16 protein-coding genes are annotated in these 15,453 nt (G+C 35.4%); all 16 read right to left on the minus strand.

The features are described from left to right. Positions 1 to 160: 160 nt before the first annotated feature. Positions 161 to 430, minus strand: a complete 270-nt coding sequence (gene rpsO / locus MUA87_RS07735) for a 30S ribosomal protein S15 (RefSeq protein WP_002480719.1) — start codon at positions 428 to 430, stop codon at positions 161 to 163. 124 nt (positions 431 to 554) lie between these two features. Next, the gene (locus tag MUA87_RS07740; protein WP_002480718.1) at positions 555 to 1,529 is read right to left on the minus strand and encodes a bifunctional riboflavin kinase/FAD synthetase; all 975 of its coding nucleotides are present in this window, start codon (positions 1,527 to 1,529) and stop codon (positions 555 to 557) included. 14 nt (positions 1,530 to 1,543) lie between these two features. Beyond that, positions 1,544 to 2,458, minus strand: a complete 915-nt coding sequence (truB, locus tag MUA87_RS07745; protein ID WP_182683063.1) for a tRNA pseudouridine(55) synthase TruB — start codon at positions 2,456 to 2,458, stop codon at positions 1,544 to 1,546. A gap of 118 nt (positions 2,459 to 2,576) precedes the next feature. After that, complete coding sequence (locus tag MUA87_RS07750) at positions 2,577 to 3,146, minus strand: PepSY domain-containing protein (RefSeq protein WP_002480716.1); 570 nt, start codon at positions 3,144 to 3,146, stop codon at positions 2,577 to 2,579. Further along, on the minus strand, positions 3,124 to 4,500 hold the full coding sequence (locus MUA87_RS07755; RefSeq protein WP_023015683.1) for a sensor histidine kinase: 1,377 nt from the start codon (positions 4,498 to 4,500) through the stop codon (positions 3,124 to 3,126). Before MUA87_RS07755 ends, MUA87_RS07750 begins: the two co-directional genes overlap by 23 nt. Before the next feature lie 2 nt (positions 4,501 to 4,502). Then, entirely contained in the window at positions 4,503 to 5,180 is a 678-nt protein-coding gene (locus tag MUA87_RS07760; RefSeq protein ID WP_107587148.1) for a response regulator transcription factor, read from the minus strand. A gap of 13 nt (positions 5,181 to 5,193) precedes the next feature. Then, a complete protein-coding gene (locus MUA87_RS07765) occupies positions 5,194 to 6,567 on the minus strand; it encodes an SLC13 family permease (RefSeq protein WP_262550445.1) in 1,374 nt (457 codons plus the stop codon). A 2-nt stretch (positions 6,568 to 6,569) separates the two neighbouring features. Beyond that, positions 6,570 to 7,769 carry a glycerate kinase family protein gene (locus MUA87_RS07770; RefSeq protein ID WP_023015685.1) on the minus strand — a complete coding sequence of 400 codons (1,200 nt, stop codon included), beginning with the start codon at positions 7,767 to 7,769 and terminating at the stop codon, positions 6,570 to 6,572. A gap of 132 nt (positions 7,770 to 7,901) precedes the next feature. Next, complete coding sequence (rbfA, locus tag MUA87_RS07775; protein WP_002480711.1) at positions 7,902 to 8,249, minus strand: 30S ribosome-binding factor RbfA; 348 nt, start codon at positions 8,247 to 8,249, stop codon at positions 7,902 to 7,904. A 375-nt stretch (positions 8,250 to 8,624) separates the two neighbouring features. Next, entirely contained in the window at positions 8,625 to 9,911 is a 1,287-nt protein-coding gene (locus MUA87_RS07780; protein WP_105966895.1) for an MFS transporter, read from the minus strand. A gap of 29 nt (positions 9,912 to 9,940) precedes the next feature. Next, a complete protein-coding gene (locus tag MUA87_RS07785) occupies positions 9,941 to 10,690 on the minus strand; it encodes a glycerophosphodiester phosphodiesterase family protein (protein ID WP_070864198.1) in 750 nt (249 codons plus the stop codon). A gap of 271 nt (positions 10,691 to 10,961) precedes the next feature. Continuing rightward, the gene (locus MUA87_RS07790) at positions 10,962 to 11,345 is read right to left on the minus strand and encodes a VOC family protein (protein ID WP_002480708.1); all 384 of its coding nucleotides are present in this window, start codon (positions 11,343 to 11,345) and stop codon (positions 10,962 to 10,964) included. Positions 11,346 to 11,440: 95 nt separating this feature from the next. Then, a complete protein-coding gene (gene infB, locus MUA87_RS07795) occupies positions 11,441 to 13,576 on the minus strand; it encodes a translation initiation factor IF-2 (RefSeq protein WP_023015689.1) in 2,136 nt (711 codons plus the stop codon). A gap of 16 nt (positions 13,577 to 13,592) precedes the next feature. Then, complete coding sequence (locus tag MUA87_RS07800) at positions 13,593 to 13,898, minus strand: YlxQ family RNA-binding protein (protein WP_023015690.1); 306 nt, start codon at positions 13,896 to 13,898, stop codon at positions 13,593 to 13,595. Then, a complete protein-coding gene (rnpM, locus tag MUA87_RS07805; protein ID WP_057509824.1) occupies positions 13,895 to 14,179 on the minus strand; it encodes an RNase P modulator RnpM in 285 nt (94 codons plus the stop codon). The genes MUA87_RS07800 and rnpM overlap by 4 nt, the downstream gene beginning before the upstream one ends. Before the next feature lie 18 nt (positions 14,180 to 14,197). Beyond that, entirely contained in the window at positions 14,198 to 15,451 is a 1,254-nt protein-coding gene (gene nusA / locus MUA87_RS07810) for a transcription termination factor NusA (RefSeq protein ID WP_262550448.1), read from the minus strand. Between the last annotated feature and the right edge of the window lie 2 nt (positions 15,452 to 15,453).

The following is a 15,453-nucleotide window of genomic DNA, read 5'->3' on the forward strand; positions in this document are numbered from 1 at the left end:
AATCTCCTTTCTCTTACTACCTCTTTTACATTAATAATTCTATCATATCATTTACATGATTATTTTTATACGCACATTCGTATCTAAGCTATAAAAAAAGGAAAGCAACCAACGATGGTCCTTTCCTCTAACTGGTATCAGCGTTTTACTTAAGAAAAGATTAACGACGGATACCTAATGATTTGATTAATTCACGGTAACGTTGAATATCTTTTTTACGTAAGTAGTTTAATAAATGTCTACGACGACCTACCATTTTTAATAAACCACGACGTGAATGGTGGTCTTTTTTGTGTGTACGTAAGTGTTCGTTTAAAGCATTGATTTCTGCAGTTAATACTGCGATTTGTACTTCTGGTGAACCTGTGTCTGTTTCGTGTACACGGTATTGTTTGATTAATTCGTCTTTACGTTCTTGTGAAATTGCCATTGTCAATTTCCTCCTTTAATAATTTAGTCTCCCCAGTCTGAGTCAGGCGTCGGAGTATCGACCTGCCAAGAGTGAGGACTGTTTTTAATCTTGTTTTGATTACCACATGTGTAATCATTCCGACCTAAATATTATAAGATACTTCATCACCGAAATCAACCGATAATAAATATTTCGCTTGTTCTTTATCTTTATTCATTTGTTCTACAAGCGGATCAATACCATCAAACTTGATTTCCGGTCTTAAATAGTGGTGCCAAAAGACAATCACACGTTCACCATAAATATCTTCTTCAAAATCAAAGATATTCACTTCAATCACGACATGTGATTTCTTAGGATCATGGAATGTCGGTTTCACACCCACATTACATACACCTCTATAAATACGTTGTTCTGTACCGATAGCTAAGCTGACTGCGTACACACCTTTTTTAGGTAATACATAATCGTCGCTCGGTTCAATATTTGCTGTTGGGAACCCGATTGTTCTGCCACGTTTTTCACCTTGGACTACTGTTCCTTTGATGCGGTAACGATAGCCTAGTTCATCATTTGCTTTCTGCAAGTCGCCTTCTTTTAATGCTTTTCTAATTTCAGTTGTTGATATTTTCTCTGAGAACATTTCTTGTTTGCTCACAATCGTTGTATTAAAGTGTGTTTTTAATTCTTGGAGTACAGACATATTGCCTTTACCGTGTTTGCCGAATGTAAAATCAAAGCCTGCAACGACTTCTTTCACATGGTTTGCGATTAAATATTCGTTCACAAACTCATCAATCGAAACATCCGCAAATTTAGATGTGAAATTCACAATAATAACATAATCGATGTTATATGATTCTAAAATTTCAATTTTATCACTTAACGGCGTTAAATAATCCGTTCTTTTTTGTTTAGGATTCAATACAACCGATGGATGGGGATCAAACGTCATAATCGCTTTTTTTAAATTACGTTTTTTCGCAATCTCATTTAAAGTATGAAAGACTTGCGCATGTCCTTTATGCAAGCCATCAAAAAATCCCAATGCCATCGCAACGTCTTCTTGTATATATTGCTCAGGTTGAATTGGATGTGTAACTTCAATTACTTTCATTTTGCGATGCTCCTTTAGTTAAATACCTTTTTAGGTTTGATTTCATTCGGTTTCTCAGCGTGCGGAATATAAAGTGCTAAGGCTTTTTCTGTTTCTTTATCTTCCATCACTGTTACTTCATCAATCGCTTCAGAAAATTCATTTTTATAAAATTTCTGTCCATTTAAAATACGTTTTTTGATGTTCGGGTCGTCAATTTGAATATGAGGCAACCCTTTCAAACCATATTCTATCGGAAATAGCTTTTCCTGTAATGCTTCTTGCTTATATAATTCATCAATTTGATCCAAAGTTAAACTTTCATCGATAGAAAAACCGCCGCTTTCTACACGTGTTAATTGAGACATATGTGCCGGAAAACCTAATGTTCTGCCGATATCAGTTGCTAACGTTCTGATATATGTCCCTTTCCCACAACGTATAAATATATCAAATGAACATGTGTCATCTTTATACCGAATCTCAGAATTACGTTCAATTTCATAAATACGCACTTTTCGTTTAGGGCGTTCAACTGTTTCATTATTACGTGCGTACTCATATAGCTTACGTCCATTCACTTTAACAGAAGAATACATCGGCGGAATTTGTTCAATTTCACCTACAAATGATAAAATCGCTTCATCAATTTTATCAGCTGTTAAATCTTTACTGACTACTTTCGTTTCTAGCACCTCTCCAGTTTGGTCTTCAGTAGTTGTACTCACACCGACCGTAACCGTTGCTTGATATGCTTTACCCATTTCCATGATATAGTCACTGACTTTAGTGGCACCACCGACACAAATCGGTAAAACGCCATTTACTTCTGGATCTAATGTGCCTGTATGGCCTACTTTTTTAGTATGTAAAATTTTACGCAATTTAAATACAACATCATGGCTTGTTAAACCACGTTCTTTAAATACAGGTAAAATACCCTCCATCAACTACACCTCTTCTCTCTGTCATACCTCTACTATTTTACAATAAATTCAAAATGAAATATAGGCAAAGAAAATAAGCAACTGTTGAACGCATATAACACTTCAACAGCTGCTTATATTTTTAATCATCAAAATCATCATCGTCGTCATCATCTTTAATTTCGAACCATGACACAGACAGTACTTTTTTATTGAGGGCATTCACTTTAATTACTGCGCCTTCATCATCGTCTACGATTTGTTGAACCGTATAAAAAGGTGGATTGTGCTCTTTTTCTAAATCAATATAAACAAATTGACCTGGCACTTGATGTTGTGCGACTGCTTTTGCTGTTTCTTCTGAAATATAAGGTGTCTCTTTCTTCTTAGTTGCTTTTTCTTGCTGTGATTTTGACTTAGTCGGTTGTTTGACTTTTACTGTATGGACATTTTTAATTGCGCCGTCTTTTTTATCCACTTCTAAATCATACTTTAACCCTTCATCTAACAATTTTACCTTATAAGTTGTTTTAGCTTTGTTCAAAGAAATAGATTGAATTTTGCCGTCATAACGATCATCTACTAGTTGTTTAACTTCTTGTTGGGTGTAGTCGTGTTGCGTGGACTTGAAATAAATCACTGCACATAATATCACTATCAATATACAAATAATGACTATCAACAGTATTTTAATCATCTTTTTGAGCACCATTTGAAGTCACCTTTTCTATAATCAAAATAAACGTTGTGCCAACATCAAGCACACTTTGTACTTGAATTTCTATGTCATTACGTTTGGCTAATTCAAACGCGATATAGAGTCCTAAACCAGAACCCCCAGATTGTCTTGCTCTTGCTTTGTCCACACGATAAAATTTATTGAAGATCTGTTCTAAATCTTCTGGTGGAATACCAATGCCACGATCTGAAATATTCACGTTTATGTGCGTTGGATGTTCTGTCGCATGTATCATCACATCATCTTGACTGTACTTAATCGCATTATCTAAAAAAATTGTCATCAACTGTTTGAACTGATCTTCATTCACAAATGCACGTGCAGTATTATCACAGTGAAATACAATATCTCTATCATATGCATGTGCGAAACGTGAAGCCTTATGCTCTAATATTTCATTTAAATCAACAGATTGCCGTTCGGCCTGTTGATTACTGCGCTCTACTTTAGCTAAATCCAACATTTGCTCTGTTAAATATTTCAGTCGTTGTGCTTCATCGCTAATCGCATCTATACTTTCATTTAAAATATCTTCTCTAGTTTTTCCAAACCGCTTTAACATCTGACTATATGAATTAATCACTGTAATCGGTGTTTTCAATTCATGAGAAGCATTGGATATAAATGCTTGCTGCTTTTCATCATGTTCCTTTAAATTTTCCATCATATCATTATATGTCTGGGTTAATGCTTGCAACTCTTTAGTATCCTTTTGATTAATATCCATAATGACATAATGATTCGTTTCAATCGTCTTTTTCATTTTCTCAATCAATTGATTTATCGGTTGTAAAATAATTTGAGTCAGTAATCGATTTAATAAAAAGACAATCAACAAAATAAACAATGTAGAAAGTGTTAATACCACTTTTAAAATATCGTATTTACTATATTTGAAATCGATATTCTCAAAAATTTGTAAATTACTGACTTCACCATCTTTCCAAACGAGTGGAATACTGACTAAGACAAAATGATGCCCTTTTTTATAAATCGCCTTTTTATATTGTTTATTTTTATACGGTTCACTTAAATCTTTATATTTTGGATTAGATGTGACTTGAAATTTACTATCATCATCTTTACCTACAATCGCAATATAACCATCAGTTAAAATCAAACTTTGCAATACTTTTTCTTTGTCGTTATGATTTTCTTTGGCCTTTCGTAATTCTTCCATCGTGCTGATTGCTTTATCTTCTAATTGTGCGGTTTCCGCATTTAACGAAGTGGTACGATAAATAAAATAGATCGTCAAATTAGTAATAATGACAACAATCGCAATCATCAAAGTGATATAAATTTGAAGTTGTGTTCCTAGTTTCATAACTAAGCTCTCATCATATAACCGATACCTCTGACACTTGATATAATTGAAGTATCAGCCGTATCTAATTTCTTTCTTAAGTATCTGACATAAACATCTACAACATTCGTATCACCTACGAAATCATAACCCCAGACATACTCAATGATCTGCGCACGATCTAAAGCAATATTTTGGTTAGTCATAAAGTAGTACAACAAATCGTACTCTTTTTGTGTGAGTTCGACTAGACTGCCATCGACAAAAACTTCTCTAGATTGTGGATTCAATTCGATGTGATCATGTGTTAAAACTTCAACAGCTTCTTTTTGATTTAATTGCTGCTGTTTTAAATGTACACGAATCCGTGCTAATAATTCTTCAATTTCAAATGGCTTAGTCATATAATCATTCGCACCAGAATCTAAACCGCTGACTTTATCCATGACTTCATCACGTGCAGTTAACATAATAATTTTAATATAGTCATCATCATTTCGAATACGTCTGAGCACTTCTAATCCATTTAAATCTGGTATCATCACATCAAGTAAAATCAAATCAATCTGACGTTCTTGATAAAGTTGTAATGCTGCTTTACCAGAATGCGCAATACAGACATCATAGCCTGCATAATCCAATTCTAGTTCAATGACGCGTGCTATTTTCTCGTCATCTTCCACAATTAAGATAGTTTCCACTTTCTATTCACTCCTATTTCAATGCAAGCCCAACATATTGCCAATAAACATAATACATCACAATCATGGTAAGCATATATACTGGCATGATACCTAAACTTAAATACATGAGCTGTTTAATTGTAAATGGTCTTTCTTTATTCTCATAAAACAATAACAAGGCTTTAGAACTGACTGGAAAAGTTAAGCAGTAGTTCGTACCGATCAGCGCAATAAATACAACTGCTGTCAGGTTTAAACCAAACATTTTACCAAAAACAATCAGTAATGGAATAAAGACGACTGCACGTGTTGTATGACTTGTAATATACAAGTGTGAAGTCACAGTTAATACTACAATAATCACTAACGGCACAAATTCATTTACCAGTTTGACATGATGCATCACTTGATATAATTGATGTTGAATGACATCGAGCACTTTATATTTCACCAATAGATTGCCAAGTGCAGTCGCACCCGCTACAAAGAAAATTAAGCTCCATGACACTCTGTTAAATGCTTCACGCCATCCGATCAAATCAACTTTAGGCATAATCATAATCAAGCTCATTAAAATTGTCACAAAGGCAATATCGAAGCCATGCAGTGGTTCAGTAATCCAAAGTATCACTGTCAAATTAATGAGGACTGCTGCTTTTTTCTCTTTTTTAGTCAATGGTTGTTTTTCATATTGTATTATATTTTCTGTTGAAATCTTTTCAACAGGCTTCATATAAAACTTTTTTATCATAAATAAGCTTATTATTGCAATAATTATCCCAAATGGAAAGCCCCATAGTAAGAATTGAAGATAAGAAATAGAACCATCTGTTTGATTTTCAAGCAGTCCAATCCCAATAATATGACTGCCTGCACCGATTAAAGATAAGTTTGTTCCCATCAAAATTAACACTGGCATCAATATGCCTAAATACTGACGATTCGAATTAAAACGATTGCCAAATGCTTGATATACAGGTAGAAGTGCTGCTGCACGACCTGAAGTAGATGGAATAATTAAAGATAAAATTTGTACTAAGATAAAGACAAAGATATTCATACGTTTCCCAGACGTACACTTCGCTTCAATCCAGCGAATCAAACGATCTAATAACCCACTGGTTTCCACTACGCCACCAATAATAAATGCGCCAATCATTAACCAAATCACATGTTCTTCTAATGATTGATACAAAATATCTTGCGGCATACCGAGTAAAATACCTAAACATACAACCAACATCGCAGATAACCCTGCTGGCATTTTACTAAAAATAAATAGTCCTAAAGATAACACAAACAAAGCCACACTCAATTGTCCTAAATAGGACAAATTTGTTTCTAAAAACAGCCATAGCGTGAAAATAAGATAAAGAATGACTGCGATTAATTTAGAATAACTCATCTTTAAAGCACAAAATGTCTTTGTTTAGTTGTGTGTGTTTGTGACTTTGTTTGATTCATCTTCATACCGATTTGAATTGAGTGATATATATTTCGTGCACATTCCTTTAGCCATTTTGATGCATACTCAATAGAATCATCTAAACTTGAAGGCTGTTTAATAATGCTGTGAAAGGCATTAATACCACTTTGATAATTAAATTCCGCATCTTGACCGATTGTGCCTGCTAATGCAATCACAGGTGTATCATATTGTTGAGCGATTCTCGCTACTTCAGCAGGAATTTTTCCGTTTGGCGTTTGGAAATCTAAACACCCTTCTGCTGTGATGACTAAATCAGCTTGTGCAATAACAGGTTCAATATGCAAGTACTGTTGAATTAATTCAAAACGTGGATGCAATGTAGCGTTCGCAAAAGCGATTAACCCTGCACCTAATCCACCAGATGCGCCAGAACCTTGTTGATAAGCAACTGACTCACCTGTTGAACGTTTTATTAAACGTGCCAAATGATCAAGGTTGTCCGATAAATGTTCGACTTCTTTTGGACTTGCACCTTTTTGTGGACCGAATACTTTTGCGACACCTTTTGGTCCACATAAAATATTCGACCAATTCACTGCTACATCTATAGGTGTATTTAATACACGCGGATCAATATGAGATAAATCCATATCATGAATACGGTCAATTTCACCTCCGCCATGGATAAATATTGTTTTACCTTTATAATCTTTGAAACGTGCACCGATTGCTTGTGCCATGCCGACACCGCCATCAGATGTTCCCGAATCACCACAGCCGATTAAGATACGTTCAGCGCCATGATCTAATGCGTGGATAATTGCTTCACCTACACCGTATGTAGAAGTGTGAAGCGGATTTCTCTGGTTGCTAGGCACATGTCTTAGACCCGCAATTGCGGCCATCTCAATTACCGCAACTTTTTGTTTGTTTTCATAAAACATACCATAAAATGTTTTGCGTTTTTGTCCTAATGGATCTTCTGCATTTAAATGATAAAGCTGACCATTTTTAATTTGCGTGATAGTTTGCGCAAATCCTTCGCCTCCATCCACCATGGGAATCACTTGAATATTTAAACTTTCATCTGCTTCATGCAGACCTTTTTGAATTGCTGTACCGACTTCTGCTGAACTCAAGCTTTCTTTAAAGCCTGAGGGTATCACTGCAATTTTCATTGTTATAACCTCCTAGTAAAAATCCTTATCGCCTATGTTAAGGAGGTTAAGTTTGTAAAGAATTAGAGAATTATTAGAATTCAATTAAAAAAACAGCTATGCACTTGCATAGCTGCCCATAACTTCATTTAATTAGTCATTTTTATGAAGATCTTGAATCATTCTTTCGATTTTATTACCGTACTCGATTGAGTGATCATATTCGAAATATAATTCTGGAATTGTTCTTAGACGAAGTCTTGAACCTAATTCCGCTTTAATAAAGCCTCGCGCTTTTTCTAACGCTTTAAACGTATCGTCTACTTCTTTTTCTTTACCTAATACTGTTAAGTAGACTTTAGCTTGAGATAAATCGTTTGTCACTTGTACGTCAGTGATAGTTAAAAATCCGATTCTCGGGTCTTTAACTTTATTGTTGATAATATCCATCAACTCTTGTTTCAATTGTTCACCAACGCGTTCTGCTCTCATTTTACTCATGTGTGTTTCACCTCTTTATTTCAACAATGAACGATTGAGTTCAATCCAAGATTATAAACTATAATCGTCCCTTTTACAAAACTTTTCCCTTTATATTGAGCAATTAATCAATATGACACGCGCAACATGTTAAGAAACAGTTAAGCATATTAATTTTGCGTAAACGTATAAGATATCATTTCAAAACAATCTTTACATTTCAGAAATGAACACATACTTTTTTAAAAATAATAGTCTCCTTCAAAAATAGAACCAAGCACTTTATAGCTGTATCAAGCGTTTAAAGTACTTGGGTTAAAATTTCTTATTCATACTAAAAACAATTCAATCACTATCATGTTATTTTTAGTCGTTTCATTTTTAAATTTCATTTCATTATTGAACTTCTCGTTGTCGTGAACGTTTCATCAAATACGTTAATACTAATGCTGAAACTGCACCACATAATGCGACCACAATACCAATTTTAAAAATCATTTGATAGGCAACAGCTTCATGTCCTTTAAAGGCATCCAGTAAATTACCATTTAATTGATACACCCAAAAGACTGGCGCATACGCTAAAAACGAACCGACACTCATCGCAGACCCTGAAAAATCTTCAGGTAATTTCAATTCTGAAATTGGCGCAAGCAATACACTTTTTGATAAGAATGTCGTTAATGACAAGATTACTAATAAGACAATACTTAACTGTGTTCCGATTTTAAAGTATACAATAATGATTAAAATAACTGTTGATGCGAGTAATGCTACACCAATCATTTTCGCTGAAGATTTAAAGACAAAGTCCGAAATCATTCCCGCAATAACACCAGCGATAACCCCCATCAACGCTGTATTGATTACACCGAAAAATGCAGTTTGTGCTGTTGTTAAATGATAAACACTTTGTAAGTAAGGTACAGTGTAAATTAAAATAATATAGCCCCAATATACTGACATTGCGGTAATCGCAGCTAACCACACTTTTGGTTGTGTTAACACATACACTAACCCTTTTAAAGCTTTCGCAGATTTATAACCTGTTTCTTGATTATGCGATTCATCAGCCGCAATCCCATTTTTCGGTACAAATTTCCATATTAAAATAATCATCGGGATTAGTAATAAGTTATAGGCTAACATACCGCCTTTTAATACGACGACGCCACTCACCGCAGCCATAATGGCCACAAGTAATAAGTTCATCAACATTTCTTGTGCACGGCGAATGGATTCTAATAATCCAAACCCTAAACCTCTATGTTCACGATCAGTGAAGAAAACTACCCCATTCAATACTGCAGGCCAGAAGAACGCTTCAACTAACCCCCAAATGACTGCGATCACTTTTAATATCGTAAAGCTTGGATTCAAGAAAATCACGATACACATCGTGATAAAACGAATTGACATCCCCGTGATGAGTAAAGAACGAATCGAGAATCTATTATTGATCCATCCACCTGGAATATAGAAGAACATCGATAACCCGATTAAACTAAAAATCACACCAAGTTCCGCATTATTAACATGTAGTACTTGTAAGAGTTGGTGATAAAACGTACCTTTAAAAGCTTCGAATCCTGAATAAATAATTTGTCCTGCAGTGACAACAGAGAGGTATCCTGCCAGTTGTCTCGCATTTTTCAATCCTAGTTTTTGCATCAGCCAATTCATGTTGTTTTTCCTCCTAGTTGCGGCCTATGTCAAAGTGATTCTTGCAAATGTACTAAATTTTGTGGATAGTCTGTAAACACACCATCCACACCAAAGTTAAAGAGTTGGTTCACTCTATCTACATCATTCACGGTATATACATTTAAAATATAACCATCATCTTTGATACGTCTGACTAACGCTTCAGTCAAATCAATATCTTCCAAATGCAAAATATGTGTATCACAAAAATCTAAAACTGTACGCCAATCTTCATAAAATGCACACATTTCATAAAGTACCGCTCTAGGATATTGAGGAAGTGCTTCTTGAACTGCTTTAAGCAATGGAATATTAAAACTAGAAAATAATATTTCTACTTCAGGACTAAATTTCGGCATTGCTTCAACTAACTGTTTAATTAATGATTTAGCTAATTTTGGTCCATGATTACCTGTAATACCTTTTAGTTCAATATTGACATTTAGTTGAGAGGCATTCACAAAATCAATAAATTCATCGAAAGTTAGAACTTTTTCTTCTTTGAATTTTGGATGGAACCAATAACCTGCACTCGCTTGTTGGATATCTTTAAATAAGGTTTCACTGATTTCTCCTGTCATTGAAGTTGTACGATCTAAATAATCATCATGAATCATTATTAATTGTTCATCTGCAGTAATTCCGACATCGACTTCAATCCATTGCAGTTCAGGAATTTCTGCTGCGGCATGATAAGATGCTAACGTGTTCTCTGGTGCGACACTTGGTACACCCCTGTGTCCAAAGATTGTTTTCATAGCTGTTCACCTTCTAGATTATAAAATAGATTGCTGTAGTGATATTAAATTCAACTTCTCACAACTTGTTAAAAGTTATGTATAATTTCAATTTAATCATATGCCTATGCAAAGCCTATTTCAATAAGTTTTATGGTTTTTATTGAAACTTTACAATACATTTACAAACCCAGTTCTTATAGAGGTAAATCTGTTTTAAAATAAAAAAATCCAATCTGAATACAGTGCTGAGACTATCATCAGATTGGATATTTAATATGTTTTATGATTTTTATTCATCAAAAACTAGAATGTTGAAGAAATGCCCATCAATATCTTCAAATGTGAAGCCATAAAAACCATCACGTTCTTTAGGTTGATCGATAATTTTACCTCCGAAACTCTGTACATCTTCTTTAAGTTGATGTGCTTCTTCTTTTGTATCAACCGAAAGTGAAATCAACGCATCATTACCATAAGGTACGCGATGAATATATGATTCAAAGTATTTCATGGCTACAATCATTATCGGAGAGCCTTTTTTTGCTTTGATACCGAACATCTTGCCCTCTTGTTCCGGACGTTCCATAATCTCAAAGCCGATATTTTGATAAAACTTCTTGCTTTTGTCTAAGTCCTGACTCGCAAGATTAAACCAAATATTGTTAACCATCATACATACACCTCCCAATTATATTTATGATAGTATTCCCTTAATCATACGAAAAAGCACTCCCGCCTAAGGAAGTGCTTTTATCTAAATTATCAAGTTTAACGTTGGATTTCAACCATTTCGTATGCTTCGATAATATCGTCAACTTTTAAGTCGTTGTATTTTTCAATTGTAATACCACACTCGTAACCTTTTGCCACTTCTTTCGCATCGTCTTTGAAACGTTTTAACGTATCAAGTTTACCTTCGAAGATGACAATACCGTCACGGATGACGCGTACTCCTGCGTTACGTGTGATTTTACCTTCAGTTACATAACATCCTGCGATTGTACCGACTTTAGAAACTTTGAATGTTTGACGAACTTCAGCTTGTCCGATAACTTTTTCTTCGTATTCAGGGTCAAGCATACCTTTCATCGCTGATTCAATTTCTTCGATTACGTCGTAGATAACACGGTGTAAACGTAAGTCTACATTTTCTTGTTCAGCTGCACGTTTCGCACCAGAGTCAGGACGTACGTTGAAGCCGATGATGATACCGTTTGAAGCATTCGCAAGTGTAACGTCAGATTCGTTGATTGCACCCACTGCTGTATGGATGATACGAACGTTAACACCTTCAACATCAATTTTCATAAGTGAAGCTGCTAATGCTTCTACTGAACCTTGTACGTCACCTTTGATGATTACGTTAAGGTCTTTCATTTCACCTTGTTTCATTTGTTCGAACAAGTTGTCTAATGAAACGTTTTTGCTTTCTTGACGTTGTTGTAAGATGCTTTCTTCATGACGTGCTTCACCGATTCTACGTGCTTGTTTTTCGTCAGAGAAGACAACGAAGCGGTCACCGGCTTGTGGTACATCATTAATACCCGTAATTTCAACCGGTGTTGATGGACCAGCTGATTTGATACGTTGACCTAAATCATTCACCATTGCACGGATACGACCGAACGTATTACCTACTACAATAGCATCTCCCACATGCAACGTACCATTTTGAACTAATAATGATGCCGCAGGACCACGTGATTTGTCTAATTCAGCTTCAATAACTGTACCGACAGCACGTTTGTCTGGGTTCGCTTTTAACTCTTGTACTTCTGATACTAGGACGATCATTTCTAATAGGTCTTCAATACCGTCACCGCTTAATGCTGAAAGTGGTACGAAGATTGTGTCACCGCCCCAGTCTTCAGGGAATAAACCATGTTCAGTTAATTCCTGCATAACACGATCAGGGTTTGCTGTTGGTTTATCAATTTTGTTTACCGCTACGATAATCGGCACATCTGCTTCTTTTGCATGGTTAATCGCTTCAATTGTTTGAGGCATAACACCATCGTCTGCTGCAACCACTAAGATTGTGATATCAGTGACTTGCGCACCACGTGCACGCATAGTAGTGAAGGCTGCGTGTCCAGGTGTATCTAAGAAAGTGATTTTTTTGCCGTCATTTGTGATTTGGTAAGCACCGATATGTTGTGTGATACCGCCCGCTTCACCTTGTGTCACATGTGTATTTCTGATTGAGTCAAGTAGCGTTGTTTTACCATGGTCAACGTGTCCCATGATTGTTACAACTGCTGGACGCTCAATTGCATCCGGATCTTCTTCTTCATCATCGAAGTAGATATCTAAGTCTTCTTCGTCAATGACTACTTCTTTTTCTACTTCTACACCATAATCATCAGCGATTAACTCAATTGTTTCATCGTCTAATGATTGGTTAATGTTTGCCATAATACCAAGTAAGAATAATTTCTTAACAATACTTGATGACTCAATATTCATTTTGTCAGCTAATTCGCCAACCGTAATACCTTCTAAATAAGTAATTTTTTCTGGCATTTCTTTTTTCGGTTGTTCTGGTGCTGGTTTTTGATTATTGTTTTTCTTATGTTTGTTGTTGTTTTTATTATTATTTTTGTTGTGGTTCTTGTTGCCTTTTTTATTATTCTTTTTAGCATTACCGCTATTATTGTTGTTATTATTATTTTTATCTTTATTATTGTTTTGATGTTTTTTGTGATTATTTTGAGCAGCTTTATCGTTTTGCTTATCTTTAGATGAATTTGGTTTGAATTTTTTATCCAACTCTTTGATTTCATTCGGTTCTAACGCTTGCATGTGGTTAGACACCTCAACATTCATCTTCTTCAATTCATCAATAACATCTTTACTTTTTAATTTTAAATCTTTTGCATACTCGTAAATTCTCTTTTTACTCATATAATCACTCCTTACGTTATTCATCTATCATTGATAATAGCTTTTTGGCAAAACCGTTATCCATTATAGCTATATTCACGCGAGAAGATTTGCCAAGTGCTTGGCCTAACTCTTCTCTTGTACCGAATATACGCAACGGAACGTGATAACTCTCACATTTTTGACTGATTTCTTTGGTTGTCCTCGATGACGCATCCTCAGACAGAATCACTAACGATGTTTTTCGTTTTTTGATTTCTGTCAGAATAACTGACTCACCACTTTTAACCTTGCCAGCCCGCATTGCCAATCCTAAAAAATTCAAGATGTTGCTCTTATTCATTTTGGAATCTCTTCTCTGTAAATGAGACGTATGATTTCTTTATAGACAGGCTCTAAAGTTTCAGCATCAGCATTAAAGAACTTCTCTAAAATGCCTTTTTGCTGTGCTTTTTCTACAAGTGCTACATCTTTAGAAACGTACGCACCACGTCCAGGTTTCTTACCTGTCGCATCTGCAGAAATTTCACCTTCTTTGTTTATAACCACACGAATCATATCGTTTTTGGGACGCATTTCATTTGAAAGTATACACTTTCTCATTGGAATCTTCTTTTTCTTCATAAAGGCATTCACTCCAAATTATTCTTCTACGTCTTTTTTAGCTTCTGTTTCTTCTGAAGCTTCATCTTCTTCTGACTCAGCTGCTTCAATGTCTTCCGCTTCTTCTGCTTCAACATCTTCAACTTCCTCAACTTCAGGTACTTCTTCTACTTGTGCCACTACCACATCTTCAGAAAGATCTTCTTCGATTGGTGTTTCTTCAACTTCGTCTTGTTTTGGCACTGGGTAGATACCTGCTTCACGTGCATCTGTTTCAGATTTAATATCGATTTTCCAACCTGTCAATTTCGCTGCTAAACGTGCGTTTTGACCACGTTTACCGATAGCTAGTGATAATTGATAATCAGGAACAACTACTGTTGTAGATTGATTGTCTTCGTCTACAATTACTTCTAAAACTTGTGAAGGGCTTAATGCGTTTTTCACAAAGACTTTAGGATTTTCATTCCATTGTACGATATCAATTTTTTCTCCGCCAAGCTCTTCAACAATCGCTTCAACACGGACACCTTTTGCACCTACACATGCGCCGACAGCATCAATATCATCATTTTCAGAGTAGACACTGATTTTTGAACGATCGCCCGCTTCACGTGCAACTGATTTAATCACAACAGTACCATCATAAATTTCAGGTACTTCTTCTTCAAACAAACGTTTCAATAAGCCAGGATGACTACGTGATACATAGATTTGAGGACCTTTTGTCGTTTGTTCTACTTTATTAACGTATACTTTGATACGTTCATTTGGAATGTAACTTTCATTTGGACTTCTTTCAGCTTCAGATAATACCGCTTCAGTGCGTCCTAAGTTAACATACACATATCTGTAATCGACTCTGTCGATGATACCAGTCATGATATCTTCTTCTTTATCGATAAATTCATCATAAAGAATTTCTCTTTCAGCATCGCGTAAACGTTGCATCACAGCTTGTTTTGCTGCTTGTGCACCCACACGGCCGAAGTCTTTCGGTGTAACATCTTCTTCGTAGATATCACCGATTTCATATGCTGGGTTTTTCACCAACGCTGTACTGATGTCCACTTCATCGCGGTCATCAAATACTTCTTCTACGACTTCTTTACGTGCGATAACTTTGAACGTACCTTCGTCCATATTCAATTCCACACGTGCATTACGTGAAGATTCATAGTTCTTTTTATAAGCAGTAATCAATGCTGCTTCAATCGCATCGATTAGTACTTCTCTAGGAATTTTCTTTTCTTTTTCCAAATATTCTACTGCTAATATTAATTCATTTGACACGG

Origin of the sequence: Staphylococcus simulans, from assembly GCF_025561465.1 — a bacterium.
Classification (GTDB): domain Bacteria; phylum Bacillota; class Bacilli; order Staphylococcales; family Staphylococcaceae; genus Staphylococcus; species Staphylococcus simulans.